The following is a 26,043-nucleotide window of genomic DNA, read 5'->3' as shown; positions in this document are numbered from 1 at the left end:
CGATGGCGACGTTCTTGGTGACCGGGGCGACCGGACTGATCGGGCGCCACTTCACCCGGCTGCTGCTCTCCCGCCCCGACGACGACCGCGTCGCCCTCGTGGTGCGCGCGTCCTCGCGGGCCAAGCTGGCCGCGCTGGTCGACCAGTGGCCGCACTCCGACCGCGTCACGCTCGTCACCGGCGACCTGGCCGAGCCGCTGCTCGGCGTGTCCGAAGCCGACCGGGAGCAGCTGCGCGGCGGCGTCGACCACATCGTCCACCTCGCCGCGCTCTACGACCTCACCGCCGACGACGAAGCCAGCATCAAGGCCAATGTGGACGGTACGCGGGCGGTCGTCGACCTCGCCGCGGACCTGCGCGCGGGCTGCCTGCACCACGTCTCGTCGGTGGCCGTCGCGGGCGACCACGAAGGCGTGTTCACCGAGGAGATGTTCGACGCCGGGCAGCGGCTCGTGACGCCGTACCACCGGACCAAGTTCGAAGCCGAGAAGATCGTCCGCGAGCAGACCGAGGTGCCGTGGCGGGTGTACCGGCCGGCCGTCGTCGTCGGGCACTCCGAGACCGGCGAAATGGACAAGATCGACGGGCCGTACTACCTCTTCCCCGCGATCAACCGGCTCGCCGGGCTGCCGGACGTGCTGCCGATCGTCGGCCCCGACCTCGGTGACACGAACATCGTGCCGGTCGACTACGTCGCCAAGGCACTGCTGGAGCTGGTGGTCAAGCCGGGGCTGGACGGCCACGCCTTCCACCTGGTCAACCCCGAGCCGCAGCCGGTCGTCTCGGTGTACAACGCCTTCGCGCGGGCCGCGGGCGCGCCGACGATCACCGTGCAGCTGGGCGAAGGCATCTCGAAGCGGATCGTCGGGCTGGTCAAGCTGACCGAGCACATCCCCGGCGTCACCATCGCGCGCGACGCCGTCATGGAGCGGTTCGGCATCCCGCCGGTGCTGCTCGACACGATGGCGTTCCCGTCGGTGTTCTCCTCGGCCGAGACGCGCAAGGCGCTCGCCGGCACGGTGGAGGTCCCGCGGCTGGAGGAGTACGCGCCGACGCTGTGGCGCTACTGGCGCGAGCACCTCGACCCGTTCCGCGCCCGCAAGCACGGCCCGCGCGGCGAGCTGGACGGCCGTCGCGTGATCATCACCGGCGCGTCCTCGGGCATCGGGCGCGCGACCGCGCTCAAGGTTGCAGCGGCCGGTGGTGTCCCGCTGCTCGTCGCGCGCCGCCAGCACGAGCTGGAAGAGGTCCGCGACGAGATCGTCGCCGCGGGCGGCACGGCGTCGGTGTACCCGGCCGACCTGACCGACGAGGACTCGGTGCACAAGGCCGTCGACGCGATGCTGGCCGAGCACGGCCGGATCGACATGCTGGTGAACAACGCCGGCCGGTCGATCCGCCGGTCGATCAAGCTGTCGTACGACCGGATGCACGACTACGAGCGCGCGATGGCGATCAACTACTTCGGCGCGGTGCGGCTGATCCTCGCGGTGCTGCCGCACATGTCGGAGCGCAAGTTCGGGCACATCGTGAACGTGTCGTCGATCGGCGTCCAGGGCATCGCGCCGCGCTTCTCGGCGTACGCGGCGTCGAAGGCGGCGCTGGACTACTTCTCTCGGATCGCGGCCACCGAGACCCACGGCGACGGGATCACCTTCACCACCATCCACATGCCGCTGGTGCGCACCCCGATGATCCGGCCGACGAAGATCTACGACGCGTTCCCGACGAAGTCGCCGGAGCAGGCCGCGGACATGGTGATGAAGGCGCTCGTCGAGCGGCCCAAGCACATCGGCACCCCGGCGGGGCAGGCGATCGGGCTGGCGTACACGCTCACGCCGGGCCTCACCGACGCCGTCGCGTACCAGGGTTTCCGGATCTTCCCGGATTCGACCGCGGCGGGCGGTTCGGGCGAACTCAAGATCGGACGTGGCGAGAAACACCTCTCGCGCGCGGCGATGGCGCTGGCCCGGCTCTCGCGCGGCTTCCACTGGTAACACTGCGTTTCCGGGGTGAGGCCATTCCGGCGACACGGCGACACTTGTCAGTGATTCGTCAAGCCGGAAGGCGGAGGCGGCGGGTGCCCGGGTACGGTCGGGCCCATGGTTCCTGAGCGCGACCCCGCCGCAACCGCCCTCAACGGCCTTCTCCCCCTCCGTCGTGAGTACACCCAGGCTTGGCACGGCTTCGACCGCAACGAGGTCCGGCAGTACCTCGACCACATCGAAGCCCAGCTGCGCCGGGTGCTCAGCGAACGCGACGCCGCGGCGGCGCAGGCCGCCGCCGCGACCCGCGAAGCCGAGACCGTCCGGCAACAGGTCGCGGCGCTGGAGGCGCGCATCGAGGAGCTGAAGAAGCCGCCGGAGCGGCTCGAGGACCTCGACGAGCGGATGCAGCGCACGGTCACGCTCGCGCAGGCCCGCGCGGACGAGATCATCAAGCGGGCCGAGGTGGCCGCGGAGAAGACGTGGGCGTCCTCGACGGAGGCGTCGACGAAGCTGCGTGAGCGGTACTCGAAGCTGGTCGCGGAGCTGGACAAGCAGGCCGACCTGCTGCACTCCGAGCACGAAGCCGCGCTGGCGGAGACGCGCGCCGAAGTGCAGCGGCTGACGGTCGAGGCGGCCCAGCGGCGGGAGCTGCTGGACAACGAGGCCGAGCGCAAGCGCCGGAAGCTGGAGCGCGAGTTCGAGGCGTCCCAGGCGGCCCAGAAGGCGGCGCTGGAGAAGCACGTCGCCGACCAGCGCACGGCGAGCAAGAACCAGGCGGAGCGCCGGCTCGCGGAGGCGACGGCCGAGGCGAAGCGGCGGCTCGACGAGGCGACGGCGGAGGCCAAGCGCCGGCTCGACGAGGCGACCACCCAGGCGGCCCAGCGCACGACGGCGGCGAACCGGAAGGTCGAGCGGCTGGCGGAGATCCGCGAGCAGGCGCGCAAGAGCCTGGCGATGGCGGAGGACATCCTCAACCGGAGCGAGACGCAGCTGGCGACGCTGCCGGAGGAGGCGGTGATCCCCCAGGCGTCGAAGCTGGTGGGCGGCGACTCGGACGTGGACTCGGCCACGACCCCGGCGGCGCCGGTCGTGCCGGTGGTCCAGCCCGCGATCCCGAAGCCGGCGGTTTCGAAGCCCGCCCCGAAGCCGGCGGCGGCTCCGAAGCCGGCACCGCAGGCGGCCAAGCCCGCGGCGGCGGCGAAGCCGGCGCCACAGGCGGCGAAGCCGGGGAACACGCCGGCGAACTCGAACGGCCCGGCGACCAAGCCCGCGAACGGCAACGGGGCGAAGCCGCTCTCGCCGACGGGGAGCAAGCCGGGCAACTGAGCCACCGGCAGCGCCGAACATCCGTGAAGGCCGCGTTGCGGGACTCCTGGGGTCCCCGGCGCGGCCTTCATCGCGTTCCGGGTCTGAGGGGCCCCCAGCCGAGCGCGCGCTGCGAAGCCCACAACCCGCGCGCGTGGAGGGGCCCCCCGGTTTTTACGCTACCGTCAGGCACCGACAGTTTCCGGCGCCCGGGCGCAGCGCGCCTTCAGTTGTGCACAAGCTGCGCGCCTTCAGTTGTGCACAAGCTGCGCGCTCTCAGTTGCGGGCGGTGCGGGGCCAGGGGTTCGCCGCTTCCAGCTGGGCCGCCAAGCCCAGCAGCAGCGCCTCCCCGCCCGGGCGGGCCACCAGCTGGACCGACGTCGGCAGCCCCGACACCGCCGACCGGCCCGCCGGGACCGTGATCGCCGGGTAGCCCGCGAAGTTCCACTGGCCCGTGAAGCCACCCAGGCGCGTCGACGGCAGGACGTTCGCCAGCCACCCGCGCTCGTGCCAGCGCCCGGCCTTCACCGGCCAGTGCGAGAGCGTCGGCGTCAGCAACACCTCGTGCGCCGCGAAGAACTCCTCCGCCCGTTCGACCCACCGGGCACGCGTCTGCGGGCGGAGCAGCCCGGCCCGCTCCAGCAGGCGCCCCGCGCGGACGTGGGCTCGGGTCCGGCGCTGCAACCGCGAGACGTCGAACTCGCGGGCCTGGACCGCCGGGCCCGCGAGCCAGCGGGCCGTCATGCCCAGAGCCATCGTCACCGGGTAGCGCGGTGCCGCCGGGGAGATCGCGTGGCCCGCCGCCGCCAGGTGGCCCGCCGCCGTCGAGACCGCCGCCACCAGCTCCTTCGGGACCGGCGTGTGCAACAGCGGCACCGTCGTCGACATGCCGATGCGGACCGGCGACGGCGTTTCCACCGAAGCCAGCTCCGGACAGGCAGCCAGCACCGACAGCAGCAACGCCGTGTCGGCGACCGTCGTCGCCAGCGGGCCGTGCACCGACATGCCGAACCAGCCGCCCTCCGGCAGCAGGTCCGCGCCCGGCTTCAAGCCGACCAGGCCGCACATCGCCGCCGGGAGGCGGACCGAGCCCATGCCGTCCGAGCCGTGGGCCAGCGGGACCAGCCCCGCCGCCACCGCCGCCGCGCTGCCGCCCGACGAGCCGCCCGCCGCGTACGTCGGGTCCCACGGGTTGCGGGCGATGCCGTCCGGGGTGTCGCTCATCGGCCAGATGCACAGCTCCGGCACCCGGGTCAGCCCGACGACCACCGCGCCCGCCGCGCGCAGCCGCGCCGCGATCACGCCGTCCGCCGCCGCCCGCGCGGAAGATCCCGCCAGCGAACCGTGCGACGCGTACTCGCCGGCCAGCTCGGTGACGTCCTTGACCGCGACCGGCACCCCGGCCAGCGGCAGCGCCGCGAGATCCGGCCGCGCGGCGACCTCCGCGGCTTCCTTCACCGCCTCCTCGGCACGCACCCGCCGGAAGGCGCCGACGACGCCGTCCGCCGCGGCGATCCGCTCCAAAGCGTCCTCGGTGACCCGCACCGGATCGAGCTTCCCAGCCCGGACGGAGGCCGCGATCTCCACTGCCGTGAGCACCATGATCGGACCCTAGCCCACGAAGAGGTGACAGCAGCAAAGAAAACGTCTCAGATTGCGCCCGCTCGCAACGCGTAAGCGACGGCGTGGGCGCGGTTGTTCAGCCCGCAGCGCGTCATGAGCCCGTAGAGGACGTTCTTCACCGTCCGCTCCGAGTAGCACAGCTTCGCCGCGATCTCCTCGGTCCCGAAGCCCTCGGCGACCAGGCGCAGCACGTCGCACTCGCGGGCCGCGAGCCCGGACAGCGTGAGCCCGTTCGGCTCGAGGACGTCCTTGCGCATCCGCTGCACCTGCGCGAGCAGCGCGCCCTGCAGCCGCGGCGGCAGGTTGGCCGTGCCGTCGCCCGCGGCGAGCACCGCCGTGACCAGCTCGGCGCCGCCTGTCTCGCGGCGCGGCAGGATCGCCACCACGCCGCACTCCAGCGCCGCCATCAGGTCGCTTTCGCGGAAGTGCTCGACGACCAGCACGACGTGGGACGCCTTGGCCGCCCGGATTTCGCCGAGCACGGCCTCGGTGACGTGGTCCTCCATCACCAGCAGCACGTCCGGCACGAGGTCGGTCAGCCGGACGTCGGGATGGTTGTCCAGGAGGCTCACCGCGCCGGCGTGCGTGATCGGGTCCGAGGCGAGGACGCTCACTTCGACGGGCTTCATGGGGGCAGTGTGGACGGCGTGTCTTCACGCCTTCCCTATTCCGCCTTCACGCCCGTGAAGACAGCTCCCCGAACGCCGCCCGCGCCCGCTCCAGACACCCCGGCATCCGCCCGGCCGCGCGGGCCCAGTCGCGCTTGGCGCGCCAGTACTCCTCCCGCGCCTCCGGCGGCCAGGCCGCCAGCTCGGGCTCGACCCGGGCCTCCAGGTCGGCCAGCAGCTCGCCGATCTCCCCGGTGATGGCGCCCATCCGGTCCAGCACCAGGTCGGCGAAGCTGAAGTCGAGCCGCGTCACGGCAGGCGCGGCCGCGGCATCGAGCCGCCGGTCGCCTCCAGCAGCTGCGCCAGCCGCGACAGGATCACGTCGAACTCCTGCTCCCAGTCGCTCATCGCCTGGCCGAACCGCACCGATGCCTCGCCGCGCCACGACGCCTGCACCATCCCCATCTCGCTGTTGACGTCGCGCAGGCGGGACCGGGCGCCGTCGAGGGCGGACGCGAAGCAGGCGGCGGCCCGCTGCATGTCTTCGGTCGGCACGTCTCCGGTCGACGCTGTCGCCATGCGGGGCTCCTCTCCGGCTCCCCGAGCCTGACGCACGCCCGCGGCGGCACGGAACCCCGCCGGTGGGCCGTTGCCCGAATGTCCGCCATCCTTGCCTGCCGGGTCACGGCATCCGCGTATGCTCACGGCAGGCATCCGGCGCGTGACGATTCGTTCACGCACGAAAGGAGACCGATGTCGGCCGCGGACGGCTCCGCACCGAGACTCCAGCTGCTGGGCCCGATGAAGGCCTGGCAAGGCGAAACCGAGCTGGACCTCGGCTCCGCGCACCGCCGCACGGTCCTCGCCGCGCTGGCGATGCACCCGAACCGCACGGTTTCGCGCGAAGAGCTGATCGACGCCGTCTGGGGCGACGCGCCGCCGCAGAGCGCGCAGGGCTCCATCTACACCTACGTTTCCGGGCTGCGGCGCGCGCTGGAACCCGGCCGGGCCAAGGGCGAGGGCCCGCAGCTGCTCGCGTCGATCGGTTCGGGCTATTCGCTGCGGCTGGACGCCGAGGCGATCGACGTCCACCGGTTCGAAGCCCTGCGAGAGCAGGCGCAACGCCGGCACGCGGCCGGCGATCTCCACGGTGCCCGCGAGGCCTTCGACGAGGCTTTGGCGCTCTGGCACGGCGTCCCGCTGTCCGGCCTGCCCGGGCCGTTCGCCGCCGCCCAGCGCGCCCGGCTCACCGAGGTGCGGCTGGCGACCGTCGAGCGGCGCGCCGAGGTCGTGCTGGACTCGGGCGGGCACACCGAACTCGTCGCCGAACTGACCGCGTTGACCCGCGAACACCCGTTCCGCGAGACGTTGCGCGGGCTGCTCATGCGCGCCCTGGCCGGAGCCGGCCGCCGGACCGAGGCGATCTCGGTGTACGCCGACTTCCGCGACCGGCTGGTCGAGTCCTCGGGCACCGAACCCGGCCCGGCCCTGCGGCGGCTGCACGACGACCTCCTGGAGCAGCCCGCCGCGGCACCGGGCCCGACGCCACCGGCACCCCGGCGGCCGGCGCGGGTACCGACCGCCGCGCGGCCGGCACGGGCGGACATCTTCGTCGGCCGGGAGGCCGAACTCGACCGGCTGCACGAGGCCGTCGCCGGCCTCGGCGCCGGTGCCGGCCGGTCCGTGTGGCTGGAAGGCGAGCCGGGCAGCGGCCGCACCGCGCTGCTCGCCGAAGTCCTCGCCGCGGCCGAGGACTTCCACCCGGCCTTCGCCGCCGCGGACGCGCTGGACCAGCGGTTCTCCCTGCGGCCGTTGCTCGACGCGCTGGGCGTGCACCCGCGCGCCACCGACCCGCGCCGGGCCGCACTGGCCGCGCGGCTCGCCGAGCAGTCCGGCGAGGACCCGGTCGACGACGTGCTCGGGCTGGTCCGCGAGCTGTGCGCGGAGGCGCCACTGGTGCTCGTGCTCGACGACCTGCAGTGGGCCGACGACGCCACGCTGCGCGTCTGGCGCTACCTGAGCCGGGAGACGCGGGAGCTGCCGTTGCTGCTCGTCGGCGCCTGCCGTCCGGTGCCCCGGCCGGCCGCGCTCGACGACCTGCTCGACAACGATGACATCACCGTCCTGGTCCTGCCGCCGCTGGCCGAGGACGCCACCCGCGAGCTGGCCACCGAGCTGGCCGGCGCGCCACCCGGGCCCGGCCTGCAGCTGCTCGTCTCCTACGCGGCCGGAAACCCGCGCTACACCAGGGAAATCGTCGAGACGCTGCTCGCACAGTCGATGATCGTGCTCGACGGCGTCCACGCGCACCTGGACGGCAATTCGTGCCAGACGATCCCGGCGCCGCTCGGCTCGCGGATCACGCAGTACCTGAGCTTCCTCTCCAGCGGGACCCGCGACACCCTGCGCTGGGCGGCGCTGCTGGGCCGCGAGTTCTCGCCGTCGGACATCGCCGTCGCCACCGAGCGGCCGCCGACGGCGCTGGTCGGCGCGGTCGACGAGGCGATCACGTCCGGGGTGCTCGTCGAATCGGGCGACCGGCTGGCGTTCCGGCACCCGCTGGTGCGCCGCGTGCTCTACGAAAAGACGCCCGCCGCGATGCGGGTCGCGCTGCACCGGCAGCTGGCCGAGGCCTTCGCCGCCTCGGGCGCGCCCGCCGAACGTGTCGCCCAGCAGCTCGCCGCCGCGCCCGCCCAGGTGGACCCGTGGGTCACCGGGTGGCTGCTGGAAAACATAGGCACGGTCGCCACCGAGACCCCGCGGGTCGCGGTCGACCTGCTGCGCCACGCCGTCACCCAGGGCGCGCTGCCGCCGGACGCGCGGGAGACGCTGACCGCGACGCTGGCCCGGCTGCTGTTCTGGCTCGGCCGGGAGCCCGAAGCCGAGGCGCGCTCGGTCGTCGCGCGGACGTCGGACAGCAGGCGCGCGGCCGAAATGCGCTGGATCCTGGCCTACGTCTACTACCGCCGCGGCGACTTCTCCGAGGCGACCGCCGAGCTGAAGCGGACGCTCGACGACACCGACGTCCCGGAGATGTGGCGCGGGCGGCACGAAGCCCTGCTGGCCACGCTGGAAAAGCTGGGCGAAGCGACGGCGCTGGCGCCGGCCGGGCTGCACCCGCTGGACGACGCGGCGCTGGCCGTGCCGAACCTCGACAGCCTCGACGAGGCCGCCGAACCGCTCGACGCCGCCCGCCGGATCGCCGCCACCCGCGCGGTGCCGGGCGAGATGCACCTGGCCGGCGCGGTGCACTACTACTGGCTGGGCCGCTGGCCGGAGGCGCTGGCCGAGCTGGACGCGGTGATCCGCGACGGCGCCGAGACGGCGTCCTACGTGCTGCGCAGCCCGGGTTCGGCGTTGCTGGTCCACGGCGTCGGCGCGCTGATCGCCGGGCACCGCGGCGAACCGGGCCAGGCCAGGACGCACCTCGACGCGGCCGACCGGCAGCAGTGGCCGCCGGGGCTGGAGCCCGACGGCGGCGACTTCCTGCTCGCGGCCCGTGCGCTGCTGGCCGAGCAGGAGGGCAGACCGGAGGCGGCGCTGGCGGCGTTGCTGCCGTTGCTGGAGGACAACTACCCGCCGGCGGCCCGGCACCAGTGGCTCCCCGACCTGGTGCGGCTCGCCTTGTCGCTCGGCGACCGGCAACGCGTGCGGGAGGCCGTGCGCCTGCTCGAGCCCGCCGGCGAGATCCCGCCGGCCCACGCGGCGGCGGCCTCGCACTGCCGCGGCCTGGCGGCCGGGGACCCCGGGCCGGTCCTGACGGCGGCCGGGCACTACCGGGCGGCCGGGCGGCTGCTGAAGCACGCGAAGGCGACCGAGGACGCGGCGATCCTGCTGGCGGAGTCGGGAGAGCTGGCGGAGGCACGCACGGCGTTCCGGGGCGCGTTGACGGCGTACACGGAGATGGGCGCGGTGTGGGACGTCCGGCGCGCGGAGGCCCGGATGGGGCCGTTCGGCATCCGGCGCGCCCCCGCGGCCCGGTCGCGAGCTGCCGCCGGCCACTGATCCGCCAACCCGGGCTGAAGGGCACCTTCCTGCCGTCCGTCGAGCGGAAGATGCCCTTCAGCGCATCCGGTGAGCCGAAGGGCGCCTTCCGCCCGCGCGCAACCTCGGGAGGGGTTGCCACGTCGGTAAGGTCAGCTGGATGTCCCTGGGGGAAGGGGTCTGGGGCGCAAGTCCCAGAGGGGACGGCAACGACATGCCAGGGGATGCGGATCCCGGCCTGCGGGTGGGCGTGCTCGGCCCGCTGCGGGCCTGGCGCGGGGCGGCCGAAATCGGCCTGGGCCCCGCCCGCCAGCGCGCCATCTTCGCGGTGCTCGCGGTCAACGCCGGGCGTCCGGTTCCGCGGGCCGAACTGATCGCCGGGGTGTGGGGCGATTCCGCGCCCGCGAGCGTCGAAGGCAGCGTCCACACCTACGTCTCCGGGCTCCGCCGCGCCCTCGAACCGGACCGGTCGCGGTGGTCGGCCGCCAGTGTCCTGGTGTCCGACCCCGCCGGGTATTCGCTGGTCCTCGGCGAAGACGCGCTCGACGCGGCCCTGTTCGAGCGGCACCGCGAACGCGCACAGCGGCACCTCGAACAGGGCGATCCACGCGCGGCGGTCACCGACCTCGACGCCGCTCTCGCGCTCTGGCAGGGCGAAGCCCTGTCCGGCGTGCCCGGCGGGTTCGCCGAGCGGCACCGCGAATACCTCGCCGAACTCCGGCTGAACACCCTCGAACGGCGGGCCGAAGCCGTGCTCGCCCTCGGCGGGCACCTCGACCTCGCACCGGAGCTGGCCGTGCTGGCCGGCGAACACCCGCTGCGGGAGTCGCTGCGGGAGTCGCTCATGCTCGCCCTCTACCGCAGCGGACGGCCCGCCGACGCCCTCGACGTCTTCCGCGACGCCCGCGCCACCCTCGTCGCGGAGCTCGGCGTCGAACCCGGGCCGGCGCTGCAACGGCTCCAGCGGCAGATCCTCGCCCAGGACCCGGCCCTCGACGCACCCGCCGCGCCGGTCGTCGTCACCGGGCATCGGCTGTTCGGCCGGGAAACCGAAACGGCGAAACTCGCCGAGCTCGTCGCCGACGTCCGGGCTGGGCGCGGACGGGCCGTCTGGATCGAAGGCGAGGCCGGGATCGGCAAGTCCGAGCTGCTCACCAGCTCGCTGCCGGACGGGCCCGGCTTCCAGCGGCTGTGGGCGGCCGCCGACGAGCTGAGCACCCGGTTCCCGCTGCAGGTCGTGCTGGAGTGCCTGGCGATCGACGCGCATTCGCCGGACCCGCGGCGCGCGCGGGTGGCCAAGGAACTCGCCGGCGAGGGCCCGGCGCGGCGTGGTTGGGGCCCGGCCGACCCGGTGCTCGGCGCCGTCGACCGGCTGCTGGCCCTGGTCGACGAGCTGTGCGCGCAGTCGCCGCAGGTGCTGGTGATCGACGACCTGCAGTGGGCCGACGAGGCGTCCGTGCTGGTCTGGCACCGGCTCTGCGCGGCGACCCGGCAGCTGCCGCTGCTGCTGGTGGCCGCGACCCGGCCGGCTCCGGACCGCACCGAGCTCGCCCAGCTGCGCCGTGGTGTCCAGGCGCGGGACGGGGTCGTCCTCGACCTGGGGCCGCTGACCGGCGAAGACGTCGGCAGGCTGATCGAGGACCAGCTCGGCGCGCCGCCCGGCCCGGGGCTGCGTGAGCTGGCCGCCCGTGGTGCGGGAAACCCCTTGTACGTCAAGGAAATGGTCGACGTCCTGCGGCGGGCCGGCTCGGTCGCGGTGCACGGCGGCCAGGCCGACGTCGACGACCCGGCGGAGGTCGAGGCGCCGCGGTCGCTGGTCGCCGCGGTCGACCGGCGGCTCGATTTCCTCACCGCACGAACGCAGGAAGTGCTGCGGTGGGGCGCGCTGCTGGGCATGGAGTTCGCCGTCGGCGACGTCGCCGCGGTGCTCGGCAGCCGGCCGTCGGACCTGCTGGCGCCGCTGGAAGAAGCCGTCACGGCGAACGTCCTGATCGACACCGGGACGCAGCTGGCGTTCCGCCACCCCCTGCTGCGCCAGGCGCTGTACGACCGGCTGCTGGCCGGGACGCGAGCGGCGCTGCACCGCCAGGCCGCCGAGGCCCTCGCCGGGATCGGCGCGCCGGTGAAGCGCGTCGCCGAACAGCTGGTGGCCGCACCGGCCACAGTGGACGAATGGGTGCTGGACTGGCTCGCCGCGCACCACGCCGCGGTGTCGACCCGGGCCCCGCTGATCGCGGTGGAGCTGCTCGAGCGCGCGCTGGCCGCGTGCGGCGGCACCGACCCGCGCCGGGAGACGCTGCTGGTCGCGCTGGTCAAGGTGCTGTTCCGGCTGGAGCGCAGCCCGGAAGCCCTGGCGCGGCAGGCGCTCGACGTCGCCACCGAACCGGACGCCGTCGAGGAGATGCGGCACGTGCTCGCCGCGCTGCGGCACCGCCGGGGAGACACCGAAGGCGCCGTCGCGACGCTCGCCGCGTGGGTCGACGACCCGGCCGTGCCGGAGCTCTGGCGGGTCAAGCACCGCCAGCTGCTGGCGAACTTCCGGCGCGGCAGTCTGTCCGATTTGGACACCGCGGAGAAGACCGCGCACGAGACGAAGGCGCTCGCCGGCGGCGACCGCTACCTGACCGCGCACGCGCTGCAGTCGTTGTGGCTGGTCGATTCCGTGCGCCGGGAGCACGACCGCGCACTCGCCCACATCGACGCCGCCATCGAGGCCGTCGGCGACGAGCACGAGCTGGCCGACCTGCACCTCGACCTGCTCGACAACCGCGTGTTCACGCTGCAGAACCTCGACCGGCTGGCCGAGGCGGGCGAGGCCCTGCGCGCGGCGGGCGAAGTCGCGGCGCGGCACGCGCTGCCGGTCGGGCTACAGGTGTCCGCCGCGGTGCACCGGTACTGGGAAGGCCGCTGGGACGAGGCGCTGGTCGAGCTGGACACGGTCATCGAGGACGGGCCGGCGATCACCTTCTACGGCCTGCGCGAGCCGGGCCCGGCAGCGCTGCTGCTGCACGGCGTCGCGGCGCTGATCGCGGGCCGCCGCGACGACCGGGCCCAGGCCGCGGCCCACCTCGACGCGGCGGAGGAGTACGCCCCGGCGACCGGCGCCGAGCGCGAGAGCTTCGACTTCCTGCTGGTCGCCGACGCCTTGGCGGCCGAGCAGCGCGGCGACCGCGTCCGCGCGCTGGCCGTGCTGGAGCCGATCCTGAACCCGACGTACGCGCAGATGATGCTGCGGCACCAGTGGCTGCCGGCGTTCGTGCGGCTGGCGATGGAGCAGGACGACGTCCCCCGCGCCCGCCGTGCCTTGGCGGTGTGCGAGGAAGAGGCGGCGAAGGAGCGACGTCCGGCGCGGGCGCACGCGGCGGCGTCGTGGTGCCGCGGGCTGATCGACGAGGACCCGGCGCCGGTGCTGGCCACGGCCGAGCACTTCCGCGCGGTCGGCCGCCGTCCGGAGCTGGCTTCGGCGCTGGAAGACGCGGCCGTGCTGCTGGCGCGCGCGGGCCGGCTGGACGCGGCGCACGCGGCGTTCGAGGAGGCGGCCGAGCTGTACACGGCGTTGGCGGCGCGCTGGGACCTGCGGCGCGCGGAAACCCGGCTGCGCCGCCTCGGGGTGCGCCGGGGTGCCCTGTTCGCCGCGATCCGGCCGGGCCACGGCTGGGAGTCGCTGACCCCGATCGAGGTCCGCATCGCCGGCCTGGTCGCGGAGGGCCGGTCGAACCCCGACATCGCGGCCGAGCTGTCCCTGCCGCGGCGGACGGTCCAGGCGCACGTGGCCCGGCTGCTGGGCAAGCTGGAGACGCCGTCACGCTCGGGCGTCGCCGACGCCGTTCGACGGCGCTCCTAGCGCGTTGGCCTTCGCGACCCGGCCGAGGAACCGGCCGGACTCCTTGACGGTCCGCTGCTGCGTCTCGAAGTCGACGTGCACCAGGCCGAACCGCTGGGTGTAGCCCATCGCCCACTCGAAGTTGTCCAGCAACGACCAGGCGAAGTAGCCGCGGACGTCGACACCGGCGCGGATGGCGTCGTGGACCGCTTGCAGGTGCTCCATGAAGTAGTTCACCCGCGCCGCGTCGAACACCCGGCCGTCGACCACCTGGTCCACAAAGGACGCCCCGTTCTCGGCCACCACCAGCGGCAGCCCGCCGGCCCGGTCGTGGATCCAGCTCAAAAGGCCGGTCAGCGTGCCGGGGGCCTGTTCCCAGCCGAACGCCGTCAACGGCCCCTTCGCGGGCAGCACGTCCATCCCCCGCAATCCCGGCAGGGGGCAGTTGCTCGGCGCGCGCGGGTCTTCGAGCGGGGTGACGCGCGCCGGGGCGTAGTAGTTCACGCCCAGCCAGTCGATGGGGGCGGCGATGACGTCGGTGTCGCCGTCGCGGACGGCCGCGGCGAAACGGCCGCCGTGGTGTTCGACGTCGGCCAGGACGTCTTCCGGGTAGCCGCGGCCCAACACCGGGTCGAGGAAGAACCGGTTGTGGATGCCGTCGAACTTCCGCGCCGCTTCCAGGTGGGCCGGGGTGTCGCCGTCCGGGATCGCCGGGGCGAAGTTCAGGGCCAGCGAGAACTCGTGGCCGGGCCGGGCTTGCGCGGTCAGCGCCCGCGTCGCCAGGCCGTGCCCCAGCAGCAGGTGGTGCGCCGCGACCAGCGCCGTGTCGTAGTCCTGGACGCCGGGAGCGTGCACGCCACTGCCATAGCCCAGGAAAGCCGCGCAGAACGGCTCGTTGACCGTGGTCCAGTGGCGCACGCGGTCGCCGAGCGCGCGGTGCACCACGGCGGCGTAGTCGGCGAACCGCTCGGCGGTGTCCCGCAGCGGCCAGCCACCCGCGTCTTCGAGCGCCTGCGGCAGGTCCCAGTGGTAGAGCGTCAGCACCGGCACGACGCCGCGGCTCAGCAGTTCGTCGACCAGCCGGTCGTAGAAGGCGAGCCCGGCCGCGGCCGTCGTCCGGCCGTCCGGCATCACCCGCGGCCACGCGACCGAGAAGCGGTAGGCGTTCAGCCCCAGGTCGGCCAGCAGGCCGATGTCCTCGGGGTAGCGGTGGTAGTGGTCGCAGGCGACGGCGCCGGTCGCGCCGCCGAGCACCTTGCCTTCGGTGGCCGCGAAGGTGTCCCAGACCGACGGCCCGCGGCCGCCTTCGGTGACACCGCCTTCGACCTGGTAGGACGCGGTCGCCGCGCCCCAGAGGAAGCCCGTCGGGAAGGTCATACCGGTGCCCCTTTCAGGATGCCCCGCACGATGTGGCGGCCCAGCAGCAGGAACAACGCGATGACCGGCACGACGGCGACGGTCGCGCCGGTGAGCATCAGCGCGTAGTCGGTGTAGTAGCCGCTGGCCAGCTGCGACAGGGCGACCTGCACGGTCGGCGTCTCGTTCGGGTCGAGGACCACCAGCGGCCAGAAGTAGTCGTTCCAGGTGGCCATGAACGTCAGCATCGCCAGCACCGCGGCCGGCGCGCGCAGCGCGGGCACGGCCACGTGCCAGTAGGTGCGCAGGACCGAGCAGCCGTCGACGGTCGCGGCGTCGACGAGGTCCGGGCTGATCGCGTTTTCGCACGCCTGGCGCATCCAGAACACGCTGAAGGCACTGACCAGCGCCGGCACGATCACCGCTTCGAGCCGCCCGTACCAGCCGAGGTCGCCGACGACGAGGTACAGCGGGATGACCCCGAGCTGCGCCGGCACCATCGCCGAGCCGACCACCAGCAGGAACAACGTGTTGCGGCCGCGGAACTCCAGCCGCGCGAAGGCGAACCCGGCGAGGCTCGCCAGCACCACGTTGGACACCGTGACGGTGCCCGCGACGATCAGCGAGTTCCCGATGGCCAGCCAGAAGTCGACGGTGTCGAACACGCGCCGCACGTTCTCGGCCAGGTTGCCGCCCGGCAGCAGCAGCGGCGACGTCTCCCCGATCGCCGAGTTGTCCCGCGTGGCCACGACGAACGACCAGTACAGCGGGAACACCGAGGCGCCGAGCACCCCCGTCAGCACGGCGTACACCCAGCCGCCCGGCCGCCGCCGCGCTGTCACGCCGACCTCACGAACCGGCGCACCAGCCGGTAGTTGACCAGCGCGAACAGCGCACAGATCACGAACATCACCCAGGTCAACGCGGCCGCGTAGCCCGCGTCGAGGTGCGTGAACCCCTTTTCGTACAGGTACATGACCAGTGTCTGGAACTGGCGGTCGTTGCCGCCGGTGCCCGCCGAGCCGCCGGCGTCGAACAGCTGCGGCTCGGCGAACAGCTGCAGGCCGTTGACCGTGCCGGCGATCGCCGTGAAGGCCAGCGCGGGCCGGATGCCCGGCACCGTGATCGACCAGAACGTCCGCCACCGCGAGGCGCCGTCGAGCTCGGCGGCCTCGTACAGGTCACCCGGGACGGCCTGCATCGCGGCCAGGTAGATCAGCGCGTTGTAGCCGGTCCAACGCCAGAGCACCATGCTCGCGACAGCGAAGTGCGACGTCCAGGTGGTCGCCCGCCAGTTGACCGGCGCGACGCCGAACCAGCCGAGAACCTCGTTGACGACGCCGTAGTCACGGCTGAACAGCTGCCCGAAGACCAGCCCGACGGCGACGACGGACACGACGTTCGGCAGCAGCACCCCCGTGCGCCACCAGGTCGCCGCGCGCAGCGGCCGGTCGAGCAGGGCCGCGATACCCAGCGCCAGCAGGAATTCGGGGACGGCGGCGAGCAGGAAGATGGAGACCGTGTTGGCCAGCGCGTTGTAGAAGTGCGGATCGGTGAGCAGGTCGCCGTAGTTGGCCAGGCCGAAGCTGCCCTGGTCGCCTTCGAGCAGGTTCCAGTCGTGCAGCGAAACCCACGCCGTGTACAGCAGCGGGAAGGCGCCGAAGACGACGAACAGGGCGAAGAAGGGCGCGACGAACAGCAGCGGCGTGACCTTGCGGTCCCATCGGGCGAGCCGGTGCTGCACGCGCGGCTACTTCAGGGCGGCTTGGGCCTGCTGGACGGCTTTGGTCCAGGCCTGCTCGACGGTGTCGGTCTTTTCCTCGATCCGCCCGAGCGCGCGGCCGAACTCCGGCCGGACGTCGGCGTCGCGCAGGCCGCGGTAGTTCGGGCGCAGCTGCTCGGCCGAGGCGGCGAAGATCCGCCCGATGGGCGCGTCGCCGAAGTACGGATCGGTGTGCGCGACGACCTGCGGATCCTCGTAGACGGCGGGCTCGCTGGGCAGGATGCCGTCGGAGAGGAAGAGCTTCTTCTGCTGCTCCGGCGCGGTCAGCCAGCGGGCGAGCTCGTACGCCTCCTTCTGGTGGCCGCCCTGCTTCGGCACGGTCAGGAACGACCCGCCCTGGTTGCCGCTCTTGCCGGGCACGGTGGTGACGTCCCACTTGCCGCGGTTGGCGTCCCCGCCGGCTTCCTTGATCTGGCTGAGCATCCACGCGGGACACGCGACGGTGGCGAAGGAACCCTGCTTGATCGCCACGTTCCACGCCTGGGTGAACGTGGTCGCCGCCGCCGTCTGCCCCTTCGCGGCGAGGCCGCCGGAGAGGAAGAAAGCCGCGCGCACGCTCGGGTTGCGATCGGCGATGAAGGAGTCGTCACGCTGGGAGAAGTAGTTCTCCGGCGACTGGTTGAGCATCGCGGTGTAGACGGTGCCGGCGGAGTCGGCGAACTTGAAGTTCGGCGTCTTGGCGGTGAACCGCTCGGCGGTGGCGGCGTAGGCGTCCCAGTCCGGCATCAGCTTCGCGACCTCTTCGCGGTCGGTCGGCAGGTCCGCCGCCTGGAACAGATCGCGCCGGTAGCAGAGCGCGAGGCTGCCCATGTCGGTGCCGAGGCCCAGCACGAAGGCGCCGTCGGTGCCCTGCGCCCACTTCCACGGCACCCACTGCTTTTCCAGCTCGCGGGCGCCGTAGCCGGCGAGGTCGGCGAACTTGTCCTTCACCTTCCGGTACTGCGGCATGTACTGCTCTTCGATCGCGACGACGTCGGCGGCACCGTGCCCGGTGGCCAGCTGGGTCGCCAGCCCCTTGTGGTGGGTGTCGAAGTCGGTGACGCGGTTCTGCACCGTGACGTCCGGGTGCAGCTTTTCGTACTCGGCGATCAGGGGCGCGTAGCCGAACTCACCGAAGGTCGCGATGGTGAGCTTCGTCTTTCCCTCGGCGTCACCCGGAGTGCAGGCGGCGAGCGGGATCAGCGCGGCGACCACGATGGCGGTCCGGCGGGCGATCGTTCGCAACAGGCTTCCTCAGATCACACCGGCCCGCACGGCGTACGCGACCGCGTGCGGCCGGTTGCGCAGGTTGAGCCGGTTGGTCATGGCGTAGATGACGTTCTTCACGGTCCGCTCCGAGTAGCAGAGCTTGCCCGCGATCTCGGCAGTGTCCCAGCCTTCGGCCATCAGGCGAAGCACATCCACCTCGCGCGGCGTGAGTGCCGCCCCGCCGCCCTCGTCGGCCAGGGCCTCGACCTGTTCGCGCAGCGACGACGTGCGGCCACGGGCCGCGGCGAGCACGCTCCCGGTGAGCCGGTCGAGCGCGGTCCGCGGCAGCACGGCGGAGACGTGGCAGTCGGCGAGCAGGCCCACGTGCGCGGGGTCGACGTGCCCGGCCACCAGCACGATCGCGGCCGGCGACTCGGCGGACGCGGCCCGCAGCGCGGCGACGGCCTCGCGGTCGACCTCCCCGACGGCGAACACCAGCACGGCCGCCTCGCCCCGGCGGGCACGCGGCAGGACCAGCAGCTCCGGGCGGGACTTCAGGTGGTTGATCAGCCCGGTCAGGGCGATCGGGTCGGACGCCCACGCCGCCACTCGCACCTGGTCCATCGAACCCTCCTCCGCCCACGACGAATCCTGACTGCGGCCAGTGTGCTGAGGTCGCCTTCATGAATTCTCTAACGGCGGCGAGGCCATTCTTCACGCCGTGAAGTTTGGCCGTCGACTACGGTCGGGGGCACACGACCGACTGAAGGGACCGATGAACCGCCGACATCTTGCCGCCCTCGGGGTGGCGTTTTCCATCGTGGCCGGGTGTCTGCTGGTCGCGGGCCTGCAACCGGAGACCGTGTCCGGGCTGGCGGTGCCCTTGACCTCCGCGCGGCCGTCTCCTCCGCCGGCGGCGCCTCCTTCCGCTCCCGCCACACCCACGTCGCGTCTCGCGCGGCCGGGCGACTGCGCGGGGCTTGTCGACGGTCTCGACGACCGTGCCCAGGTCGCGCAGCTGGTCGTCGTGGGTGTCTCCGGCGACAACCCGTCGGCCACCGTCTCCCTGGTGCGCGACCACCAGGTCGGCGGGATCTTCATCGGGGGTAACGCAACAGCGTTGTTGAAAGATGGCTCGCTGACCGCCGTCCAGGCCGCGGCGAAGGTGCCGGTGGCCGTGACGGTCGACGAGGAAGGCGGTCGCGTCCAGCGCATCGACGACCTCGACGGCGACCTGCCCTCGGCCCGGACGATGGCCGCGACGAAGTCCCCGGACGAGGTCCGCGCGCTGGCCGCCGAGCGGGGCCGCCAGCTGCGCGCCCGCGGGGTGACGGTGGACTTCGCTCCGGACACCGACGTCACGGACGCCCCGGACGACGACGTGATCGGCGACCGGTCGTTCAGCCCGGACCCCGCCCGCGTGAAGACGTACGCGAAAGCGTTTGCGGCGGGCCTCCGCGACGCGGGTGTCCAGCCGGTGCTGAAGCACTTCCCCGGCCACGGCCACGGCTCGGGCGACTCCCACAAGGGCACGGTGGTCACGCCGCCGCTCGACAAGCTGCGCGCGCTCGACCTGGTGCCCTACCGCGGCCTGGCCGACTACGGCCCGGTCGGGGTGATGGTCGGCCACCTCGACGTGCCGGACCTGACCAACGGGGTCCCGGCATCCGTTTCGCCGGCCGCGTACCAGCTGCTGCGCGGCGAGTTCGCGTTCACCGGGCCGGTGGTGACGGACGACCTCGGGGCGATGAAGGCGATCACGGCCCAGTACCCACTGCCGGAGGCGGTGCTGAAGGCCCTGCAGGCCGGCGCGGACGAGGCCTTGTGGTCGTCCGGGGGCCGGGTGGACGAAGTGCTGGACCGGCTGGTGAAGGCCGTGCAGACCGGCGAGCTGCCGAAGCCGCGGGTGCAGGAATCGGTCGCGCGAGTGCTGCGGGGCAAGGGTCTTTGCTGAATTCCCTTGACCCTGCCCCAGGGGGAGGGTTCGAGGCTGGTTCGCATGACCGAGAACGCACTGCACACCGTCGAAGCCCGGATCCGCGAAGAGATCGCCGCCCGCTGCGAGGCCGACCGCATCCCCGGGTTCGTCGCCGGCATCCACCACGCGGGTGAACAGATCCTCTTCGCCCACGGCACCGCGAACGTCGCCACGGGGGCCCCGATGCGGGAGGACACCGGATTCCTCTTCGGCTCGGTGACCAAGGTCCTGACCACCACGCTGGTCCTGCAGCAGGTCGAACGCGGCCGCCTCGAGCTGGACGCACCAGTCGTGCGCTACCTGCCGGAATTCGCCCTGAGCACGCCCGGTGCGGCCGACCGGATCCTCGTGCGGCACCTGATCTCGCACACCAACGGCATCGACGCGGACCTCTACTTCCCCGAGGCCTCCGGCCGCGACGCCCTGAAGACGTACGTCGAGGGCCTGGCGAGCAGCTGCGGCACCCTCTTCGAGGCCGGCGAGCAGCTCAGCTACTCCAACGGCGGCATGATCGTCGCGGGCCGGCTGCTGGAAGTGGTGACCGGCGTGCCCTTCGCGGAGCTGCTCGAACGCGACGTCTACGCCCCCGCCGGTATGGCGGACTCCAGCACCTCGGCGGCCCAGGCCATCCTGCGCAGCACTGCGATCGGCCACTTCCCGGACCCCGCCGCCACGACCGCCCGGCCGACGGACATGTTCATGCTGCCCGACACCTGGGGGCCGGCCGGTGGCACGCCGATCGGCACCGTCGCCGACCTGCTCGCGTTCGGGCGCACGCACCTCGCGGGCGGGGTTTCGCCCGCCGGCCGCCCGGTCCTCTCGGCCGCGTCGGTCGCGCTGATGCAGCAGGTCTCGCACGACATGGCCACGCCGAACGTCCCGCCGATGGGCCTGGGCTGGGTCCGGTACCCGTTCGGCGACACGACCGTGCTCGCCATGTCGGGTGCCTCGCCCGGCGGCGTGGCCATCCTGTGCGTGGTGCCCGGGCACGACCTCGTCTTCACGGCCTACGGCAACACTCCCGGCGCCATCCTGCTGCAGGACCGGATCCTGCAGCTGCTCCTGCGCGAGCACCTCGGGGTTCCGGTGCCTGCCGTGCTCACCGGACCGGAGCCGGACGTCGACCTCGCCCCCTACGCGGGCACCTACCGCTCCGGCCAGCTCCGCATCGACGTCCGCGTGGTCGACGGCGGGCTCGAAGAGCACACGACGTACGAGCCGGCGGACGAGTCGCAGGAACGGATTTTCACGGCGTTCGCCGGCGGCGCGGCTTCGGCGCCACCGCAGCGCTACGTGCCGATCCGGCCCGGCCTCTTCGCGCCGGCCGGGTACCCGCCGGAGACGTTCGACGGCTACCTCCGCCTCCTGCTCGTCTCCTACCACGACGTCCGCGACGGCCGGGCCCGCTTCCGCAACGGCGGCGGCCGCCTGACCCGGCGGGCCTGAGCGGCGCACTGGGAGGATGCCCGCATGATCACGATCGGCCGGCTCGCGGACTACGCCGGAGTGACCGTCAAAGCCGTGCGGCACTACCACGAGCGCGGCCTGCTCGCCGAACCCGGCCGCGACTCGTCCGGCTACCGGCGCTACACCGCGCAGCACGCCGTCGACCTGGTCAAGATCCGGACGCTGGCCGCCGCGGGGGTGCCACTGGCCCGGATCAAGGACCTGCTCGACGCGGACGAGGACACGCTCGCGGCCGCCATCGCCGAAATCGACGACGACCTCGAGGAGCGCATCGCGCAGCTGCGGCGGACCCGCGACCAGCTCGCCCAGCTGCGCGGCGGCGACCGGCTCTTCGTTTCCCCGGAAGTCGCCGGCTATCTGGACGAGCTGCGCGAGCTCGGCGTCAGCGAACGCCACCTGCGCCTGGAACGCGACGGCTGGATCATGATGCAGACGGCCTCGCCCGAGGATGCCGCCCGGTGGATCGCCGAGAAGCGGGATCTGTTGGCGGAGCCCGAGTTTCGCGCCCTCTGCCTCGAGCACGACGCCGCTTACGACTGGGCGCCGGACGATCCGCGCCTGCCCGGGCTCGCCGAACGCACGCGGAACTGGTTCGCCGCGCGGCCGGAATCCGCCGAGGTCGGCAACCCGGCCATCGCGCGGCTGGCCGCGCAATCCCTGCCCGGTGGGTCTTCGCCGGCCTGGGATCGCCTTGCCCGGCTGATGGCCGAGCGGTGAGGCCCCGGCCGTTTTCGGTTGTGCGGAAGGAATCGATGTCGCCATATCAACGACGGTACCGAACGCCAGTTCGAAGGTCACCGCTGAATCGGGTGAACATCGACAGGAAAGTTCGGGCAGCTTTTTCGTTGCGGCGCAAGAGAAATCGCAGCGTGGACGACATGAGAAGCCCCCGATTTCCACGCTACCGGAGACCACCGACAAAACCGCGGCGCGAGTCCTCCCCCCGCTCGGCCGGAAAGGCGGGCGGATCGGGCCTAGACTCGGCCGAATGAGCACCCGGACCAAAGGAGTGGCATGGCGGATCTCGGCGGAACCTTCAGCCTCGGCGGGGAACTTCCCGTGACCCGCATGGGTTACGGCGCCATGCAGCTGGCCGGGCCGGGGGTGTGGGGGCCGCCGAAGGACCACGACACCGCCGTCGCCGTGCTGCGGGAGGCCGTCGAGCGCGGGGTCACCCACCTCGACACCAGTGACTACTACGGTCCCCACACCGTGAACGCCGTGCTCAAGGAGGCCCTGCACCCCTACCCCGAGTCGCTCGTCATCGTGACGAAGGTCGGGGCTCGGCGGAGCGCGGACAAGGGCTGGCCGCCCGCGCTGTCGGCCGCCGATCTCACCGCGGCCGTGCACGACAACCTGCGGAACCTCGGCGTCGACGTGCTCGACGTCGTCAACCTGCGGCTCAGCAACGACGCCGGCGACTACCCCGTGCCGATGTCGCTCGCCGAACCGTTCGGGGTGCTCGCCGACCTGCGGGAGCAGGGGCTGATCCGGCACCTCGGCGTCAGCCACGTCAGCGCCGGGCAGCTCGACGAAGCGAAGGCGATCGCGCCCGTCGTCTGCGTGCAGAACCAGTACAACCTCGCGCACCGGGAGAACGACCCCCTCGTCGACAAGTGCGCCGCCGAGGGCATCGCCTTCGTGCCGTACTTCCCGCTCGGCGGGTTCAGCCCGCTGCAGTCAGGGCTGCTCGACGACTGCGCCGCGCGGGTCGGGGCCACGCCGATGCAGGTCGCGCTCGCCTGGCTGCTGCTGCGGTCGCCGTCGATGCTGCTGATCCCCGGGACGTCGTCGCCCGGGCACCTGCGGGAGAACCTCGCCGCCGCCGACCTCGAACTGCCCGGCGACGTTCTCGCCGATCTGGACCGGATCGGCGCCGCCTGATCGCTACGCTGAGCGCCCGGACAGGCACGAGAACGGAGAAACCGTGGCGGAGTGGGGCGATCTGGTCGCTTACATCAGGCAGTCGTACCGGGTGGTGCGCGACGAGCCCGACGAGCTGCGCATCCGCCTGGTGTTCGGCGCCGACCCCGACACCGAGGAGCGCGCGCAGATCGTCGTGATCGCCCGGGAGATCCTCGACCAGCGCGAGGACTGGGTGCAGATCGCCACGCCGTTCGCCCGGCACGAGGAGGTCGACCTCCTCGAGGTGCTGACCGAGGTCGGCGACGCGATCGTGGTGGGCGGGCTGGCGGTGATGGGCGACCACATCGTGCTCCGCCACTCGCTGCCGCTGATCAACCTCGACATCAACGAGTTCACCGACCCCCTCGAGCTGGTCGCCGGCGCGGCCGAGCTGCTGGAACAGCAGTTCACCGGTCGCGACGACTACTGAGTTCCGGGGCCGGGCTCCGCCACCCGAACCCCGTGGCGGGTGATGAGCGGAACCACCGCGACGGCGGCGGCCACGGCGAGCGCGGCAGCCGAGCCCAGCGCCGCGGCCGCCGTGCCGGCGCCGAGGTAGAGGCCGCCGAGGAGGGCGATGCCCAGGGTGCCGCCGAGCTGCTGCACCGCGTTGAGCAGCCCGGCGGCCGAGCCCGTCTCGTGCGGCCGGACCCGGTGCAGGGCGGCGGTGAAGAACGGCACCGTGAACGTCCCCATCCCGAGCCCGCACAGCGCCAGCGCCCACGGGTACGCGCCCACCCCGGCGGCGAGGGCGGCGAGCACGCCCGCCACCAGCAGGGCGAGCCCGGCGAACATCACGCGCGCGCCGAACTTCGGCACCAGCCGGGCACCGGCGACGTACGACGACACCGCGAGCCCGGCCGAGAGCGGCAACAGCGTCAGGCCCGCGGTGCGGACGTCGGCGCCGAGCCCCAGCTGGAGCTGCATCGGCACGACCTGCATCAGGCCGGTCATCACCGCGAAGAACAGCAGCGAACCGGCGAGCGCGGCGGGGAACCCGCGGTTCGCGAACAGGCTGGGCTCGACCAGCGGCGCGGCCGCTCGGCGCTGCTGGAAGCCGAAGACCACCAGCAACGCGGCCCCGGCGGCGAGGAGACCCCAGTTCGTCCCCGCCGGGTCGATCAGCGGGTAGACGAGCAACCCGGCCCCGGCGACGACGAGCGCGGTGCCGACGAGATCGAGCCGGGGCCGGGTGGCGGCCCGGTCTTCCCGCAGCAGCCGCGCGGCGACGAGCACCGCGAGCCCCAGCGGGACGTTCACCAGGAACGCCGCCCGCCAGGAGATCGCCTGCGTCAGCAGCCCGCCGAGCAGCGGCCCGGTGACCGCGGACAGGCCCATCACCGGCCCGATGGTGCCCAGGGCCTTCGCGCGCTCGTCGCCGTCGAAGAGGGCGCGGATCAGGCCGATGGTCTGCGGGATGATCAGCGCGGCCGCCGCGCCCTGCACCGCGCGTGCCCCGATCAGGAGCCCGGCGTCCGTGGCGGCCGCGCAGACCAGTGACGCGAGCACGAAGCCGGCCACGCCGAGCTTGAACACCTTCGCCCGGCCGAGGATGTCCCCGAGCCGGCCACCGGTGATGAGGAAGGCGGCGAAGGGCAGCGTGTACGCCGCGCTGAACCAGGGGATGCCGGCGGCCGGGCCGGGCAGGTCGGCGTGGATGGCCGGGCCGGCGACCTGCACGATCGTGGCGTCGAGCAGGTTCATGGCCTCGGCGACGAGCAGCACGGCCAGCGCGGCCCAGCGCCGCCGGTAACGCGTCAAGGTGGGCACGGATGGCTCCTTTCGTTCGGCGCCCACCCTCGCTCTCCCGGGGCCACACGTTCCAGCTATTGGCCCAGGTCCGCAGATTTCTTCCATCTTCTGGGCTTCAATGAGGAATATGACCACCTTGGATGCCGTCGATCGTGCGCTGATCCACGCGCTGCACATCGACGGGCGGGCGCCGTTCACGAAGATCGGGGACGTCCTCGGCGTCTCGACGCAGACGGTGGCCCGGCGGTACCGCCGCCTCCGGGCCGAGGCGGCGCTTCGCGTCGTCGGCCTGCCGGATCCGCAACGGGCGGGGCAGGCGGAGTGGATGGTCCGCCTGACCGCGACACCGCACACGGCGCAGGACCTCGCCCAGGCGCTGGCGCGCCGCGCGGACACGGCGTGGATCAAGCTGATGTCGGGCGGCACGGAGATCTGCGTGAACGTCCACACGACGGCGGCGAGCGACCACGGGCTGCTGCTGCGGGACATCCCGCGCACGGCGAGCATCACGGCGGTCTCGGCGCACCAGCTGCTGCACCGCTACTTCGGCGGCCCGACGGCGTGGCTGGGCCGGGCCGATGCCCTCGACGCGGCGCAGATCGCGGCGCTCGCCCCGACCCACGACGGCCCGGGCAAGCCGCCGACCAGCGACGACGCGGCTTTGATGGCGGCACTGCAGCGTGACGGCCGCGCGGGCCTCGCCGAGCTGGCGACGGCCACCGGCTGGTCGGCGGCGACGGTCGCGCGCCGGCTGGCGGACCTCCAGGCGGGCGGCACCGTGTTCTTCGACCTGGAGATCGACCCGGAGCCGCTGGGCGCGACGACGCAGGCGTTGCTCTGGATGGCCGTCGCGCCGGCACAGCTGGACCGGGTGGCCCGGACCCTGGCGACCCACCCGGAGCTCGCGCTGGTCGCCGCGACGACCGGGCCGGCGAACCTGGTCGCGCAGGCGCTGTGCCCGGACGCGGCCGCGCTGCACCACTACCTGACCCACCGGCTGGGGGCGCTGGAGGCGATCCGGACGCTGGAGACGGCGCCGGTGCTGCGAACCGTCAAAGCGGCCGCCTCGCGGTAACCCTCGCGGTGACCGGAGCGTCCTAAGTGGACTTGACTTCGACCAGGTGGTCGAGCATGCCGCGCACGGCTTCGAACTCCCGGACCTCCTGGCGGCAGTCCGGGCACGCCGCGAGGTGCCGCTCGACCCGGGCCGCTTCGGCGGCCTCGAGCAACCCCAGGCTGTACGCCCCGAGGTCGGTCCGGTCGTACCGGCCCATGGATCGCGT

21 protein-coding genes are annotated in these 26,043 nt (G+C 73.2%); 10 read left to right on the top strand and 11 right to left on the bottom strand.

Annotated elements, in window-relative coordinates:
• The first annotated feature begins 2 nt into the window (after positions 1-2).
• The gene (locus tag ACWED2_RS05755) at positions 3-1,997 is read left to right on the top strand and encodes an SDR family oxidoreductase (RefSeq protein WP_449689266.1); all 1,995 of its coding nucleotides are present in this window, start codon (positions 3-5) and stop codon (positions 1,995-1,997) included.
• 105 nt (positions 1,998-2,102) lie between these two features.
• Positions 2,103-3,314, top strand: a complete 1,212-nt coding sequence (locus tag ACWED2_RS05750) for a cell division protein DivIVA (protein ID WP_449689265.1) — start codon at positions 2,103-2,105, stop codon at positions 3,312-3,314.
• A gap of 255 nt (positions 3,315-3,569) precedes the next feature.
• Here ACWED2_RS05750 and ACWED2_RS05745 read toward each other — a convergent pair whose 3' ends face one another.
• Genes ACWED2_RS05745 through ACWED2_RS05730 form a run of 4 tightly spaced genes read right to left on the bottom strand, consistent with a single transcriptional unit; the run spans position 3,570 to position 6,103 of the window.
• Positions 3,570-4,895: an amidase gene (locus ACWED2_RS05745; protein ID WP_449689264.1), complete on the bottom strand. Its 1,326-nt coding sequence runs from the start codon at positions 4,893-4,895 to the stop codon at positions 3,570-3,572.
• Between the two features lie 47 nt (positions 4,896-4,942).
• Positions 4,943-5,545: a helix-turn-helix transcriptional regulator gene (locus ACWED2_RS05740; RefSeq protein ID WP_091317867.1), complete on the bottom strand. Its 603-nt coding sequence runs from the start codon at positions 5,543-5,545 to the stop codon at positions 4,943-4,945.
• A 46-nt stretch (positions 5,546-5,591) separates the two neighbouring features.
• Positions 5,592-5,837 (bottom strand): WXG100 family type VII secretion target, encoded by a 246-nt coding sequence (locus ACWED2_RS05735; protein WP_449689263.1) that lies wholly within the window; start codon positions 5,835-5,837, stop codon positions 5,592-5,594.
• The gene (locus ACWED2_RS05730) at positions 5,834-6,103 is read right to left on the bottom strand and encodes a WXG100 family type VII secretion target (RefSeq protein ID WP_449689262.1); all 270 of its coding nucleotides are present in this window, start codon (positions 6,101-6,103) and stop codon (positions 5,834-5,836) included. Before ACWED2_RS05730 ends, ACWED2_RS05735 begins: the two co-directional genes overlap by 4 nt.
• Positions 6,104-6,277: 174 nt before the next feature.
• On the opposite strand from ACWED2_RS05730, the gene ACWED2_RS05725 reads away from it, so the two are divergent.
• Complete coding sequence (locus tag ACWED2_RS05725) at positions 6,278-9,529, top strand: BTAD domain-containing putative transcriptional regulator (RefSeq protein ID WP_449689261.1); 3,252 nt, start codon at positions 6,278-6,280, stop codon at positions 9,527-9,529.
• Positions 9,530-9,722: 193 nt separating this feature from the next.
• Complete coding sequence (locus ACWED2_RS05720) at positions 9,723-13,352, top strand: BTAD domain-containing putative transcriptional regulator (protein WP_449689260.1); 3,630 nt, start codon at positions 9,723-9,725, stop codon at positions 13,350-13,352.
• On the opposite strand, the gene ACWED2_RS05715 is transcribed toward ACWED2_RS05720, so the two are convergent.
• From ACWED2_RS05715 to ACWED2_RS05695, 5 genes are read right to left on the bottom strand one after another with little or no spacing between them, the layout of a single operon-like run.
• Positions 13,311-14,708 (bottom strand): GH1 family beta-glucosidase, encoded by a 1,398-nt coding sequence (locus ACWED2_RS05715; RefSeq protein WP_449689259.1) that lies wholly within the window; start codon positions 14,706-14,708, stop codon positions 13,311-13,313. The genes ACWED2_RS05720 and ACWED2_RS05715 overlap by 42 nt on opposite strands.
• Positions 14,705-15,529, bottom strand: coding sequence for a carbohydrate ABC transporter permease (locus tag ACWED2_RS05710; protein ID WP_449689258.1), 825 nt, complete (start codon positions 15,527-15,529; stop codon positions 14,705-14,707). The genes ACWED2_RS05715 and ACWED2_RS05710 overlap by 4 nt, the downstream gene beginning before the upstream one ends.
• Positions 15,526-16,431 (bottom strand): carbohydrate ABC transporter permease, encoded by a 906-nt coding sequence (locus tag ACWED2_RS05705; protein ID WP_449689257.1) that lies wholly within the window; start codon positions 16,429-16,431, stop codon positions 15,526-15,528. Before ACWED2_RS05705 ends, ACWED2_RS05710 begins: the two co-directional genes overlap by 4 nt.
• A 6-nt stretch (positions 16,432-16,437) precedes the next feature.
• The gene (locus tag ACWED2_RS05700; RefSeq protein ID WP_449689256.1) at positions 16,438-17,694 is read right to left on the bottom strand and encodes an ABC transporter substrate-binding protein; all 1,257 of its coding nucleotides are present in this window, start codon (positions 17,692-17,694) and stop codon (positions 16,438-16,440) included.
• A 9-nt stretch (positions 17,695-17,703) separates the two neighbouring features.
• Complete coding sequence (locus ACWED2_RS05695) at positions 17,704-18,282, bottom strand: response regulator transcription factor (RefSeq protein WP_449689255.1); 579 nt, start codon at positions 18,280-18,282, stop codon at positions 17,704-17,706.
• A gap of 151 nt (positions 18,283-18,433) precedes the next feature.
• Between ACWED2_RS05695 and ACWED2_RS05690 the strand changes: the two genes are divergently transcribed.
• From ACWED2_RS05690 to ACWED2_RS05670, 5 genes are all read left to right on the top strand, one after another.
• The gene (locus ACWED2_RS05690) at positions 18,434-19,612 is read left to right on the top strand and encodes a glycoside hydrolase family 3 N-terminal domain-containing protein (protein WP_449689254.1); all 1,179 of its coding nucleotides are present in this window, start codon (positions 18,434-18,436) and stop codon (positions 19,610-19,612) included.
• Positions 19,613-19,657: 45 nt separating this feature from the next.
• Entirely contained in the window at positions 19,658-21,082 is a 1,425-nt protein-coding gene (locus tag ACWED2_RS05685; RefSeq protein WP_449689253.1) for a serine hydrolase domain-containing protein, read from the top strand.
• Positions 21,083-21,106: 24 nt separating this feature from the next.
• Entirely contained in the window at positions 21,107-21,820 is a 714-nt protein-coding gene (locus tag ACWED2_RS05680) for a MerR family transcriptional regulator (RefSeq protein ID WP_449689252.1), read from the top strand.
• A 297-nt stretch (positions 21,821-22,117) separates the two neighbouring features.
• Complete coding sequence (locus ACWED2_RS05675; RefSeq protein ID WP_449689251.1) at positions 22,118-22,987, top strand: oxidoreductase; 870 nt, start codon at positions 22,118-22,120, stop codon at positions 22,985-22,987.
• Positions 22,988-23,030: 43 nt separating this feature from the next.
• Complete coding sequence (locus tag ACWED2_RS05670) at positions 23,031-23,438, top strand: hypothetical protein (protein ID WP_449689250.1); 408 nt, start codon at positions 23,031-23,033, stop codon at positions 23,436-23,438.
• On the opposite strand, the gene ACWED2_RS05665 is transcribed toward ACWED2_RS05670, so the two are convergent.
• Positions 23,432-24,778, bottom strand: a complete 1,347-nt coding sequence (locus ACWED2_RS05665; RefSeq protein ID WP_449689249.1) for an MFS transporter — start codon at positions 24,776-24,778, stop codon at positions 23,432-23,434. The genes ACWED2_RS05670 and ACWED2_RS05665 overlap by 7 nt on opposite strands.
• Positions 24,779-24,887: 109 nt before the next feature.
• Between ACWED2_RS05665 and ACWED2_RS05660 the strand changes: the two genes are divergently transcribed.
• Positions 24,888-25,835: an Lrp/AsnC family transcriptional regulator gene (locus tag ACWED2_RS05660; protein ID WP_449689248.1), complete on the top strand. Its 948-nt coding sequence runs from the start codon at positions 24,888-24,890 to the stop codon at positions 25,833-25,835.
• A gap of 22 nt (positions 25,836-25,857) precedes the next feature.
• Here ACWED2_RS05660 and ACWED2_RS05655 read toward each other — a convergent pair whose 3' ends face one another.
• Positions 25,858-26,034, bottom strand: a complete 177-nt coding sequence (locus ACWED2_RS05655) for a zf-HC2 domain-containing protein (RefSeq protein ID WP_449663893.1) — start codon at positions 26,032-26,034, stop codon at positions 25,858-25,860.
• Between the last annotated feature and the right edge of the window lie 9 nt (positions 26,035-26,043).

This window comes from Amycolatopsis sp. NPDC005003, from assembly GCF_053600695.1.
The sequence above is the reverse complement of the archived record's forward strand: the minus strand, read 5'-3'. Positions and strand labels throughout refer to the sequence as shown.

Coding starts and splice junctions, on each gene's coding strand:
- ACWED2_RS05755 (WP_449689266.1), top strand. CDS start 3: ATGGCGACGTTCTTGGTGACCGGGGCGACCGGACTGATCGGGCGCCAC.
- ACWED2_RS05750 (WP_449689265.1), top strand. CDS start 2,103: ATGGTTCCTGAGCGCGACCCCGCCGCAACCGCCCTCAACGGCCTTCTC.
- ACWED2_RS05745 (WP_449689264.1), bottom strand. CDS start 4,895: ATGGTGCTCACGGCAGTGGAGATCGCGGCCTCCGTCCGGGCTGGGAAG.
- ACWED2_RS05740 (WP_091317867.1), bottom strand. CDS start 5,545: ATGAAGCCCGTCGAAGTGAGCGTCCTCGCCTCGGACCCGATCACGCAC.
- ACWED2_RS05730 (WP_449689262.1), bottom strand. CDS start 6,103: ATGGCGACAGCGTCGACCGGAGACGTGCCGACCGAAGACATGCAGCGG.
- ACWED2_RS05725 (WP_449689261.1), top strand. CDS start 6,278: ATGTCGGCCGCGGACGGCTCCGCACCGAGACTCCAGCTGCTGGGCCCG.
- ACWED2_RS05720 (WP_449689260.1), top strand. CDS start 9,723: ATGCCAGGGGATGCGGATCCCGGCCTGCGGGTGGGCGTGCTCGGCCCG.
- ACWED2_RS05715 (WP_449689259.1), bottom strand. CDS start 14,708: ATGACCTTCCCGACGGGCTTCCTCTGGGGCGCGGCGACCGCGTCCTAC.
- ACWED2_RS05695 (WP_449689255.1), bottom strand. CDS start 18,282: ATGGACCAGGTGCGAGTGGCGGCGTGGGCGTCCGACCCGATCGCCCTG.
- ACWED2_RS05690 (WP_449689254.1), top strand. CDS start 18,434: ATGAACCGCCGACATCTTGCCGCCCTCGGGGTGGCGTTTTCCATCGTG.
- ACWED2_RS05685 (WP_449689253.1), top strand. CDS start 19,658: ATGACCGAGAACGCACTGCACACCGTCGAAGCCCGGATCCGCGAAGAG.
- ACWED2_RS05680 (WP_449689252.1), top strand. CDS start 21,107: ATGATCACGATCGGCCGGCTCGCGGACTACGCCGGAGTGACCGTCAAA.
- ACWED2_RS05675 (WP_449689251.1), top strand. CDS start 22,118: ATGGCGGATCTCGGCGGAACCTTCAGCCTCGGCGGGGAACTTCCCGTG.
- ACWED2_RS05660 (WP_449689248.1), top strand. CDS start 24,888: ATGACCACCTTGGATGCCGTCGATCGTGCGCTGATCCACGCGCTGCAC.
- ACWED2_RS05655 (WP_449663893.1), bottom strand. CDS start 26,034: ATGGGCCGGTACGACCGGACCGACCTCGGGGCGTACAGCCTGGGGTTG.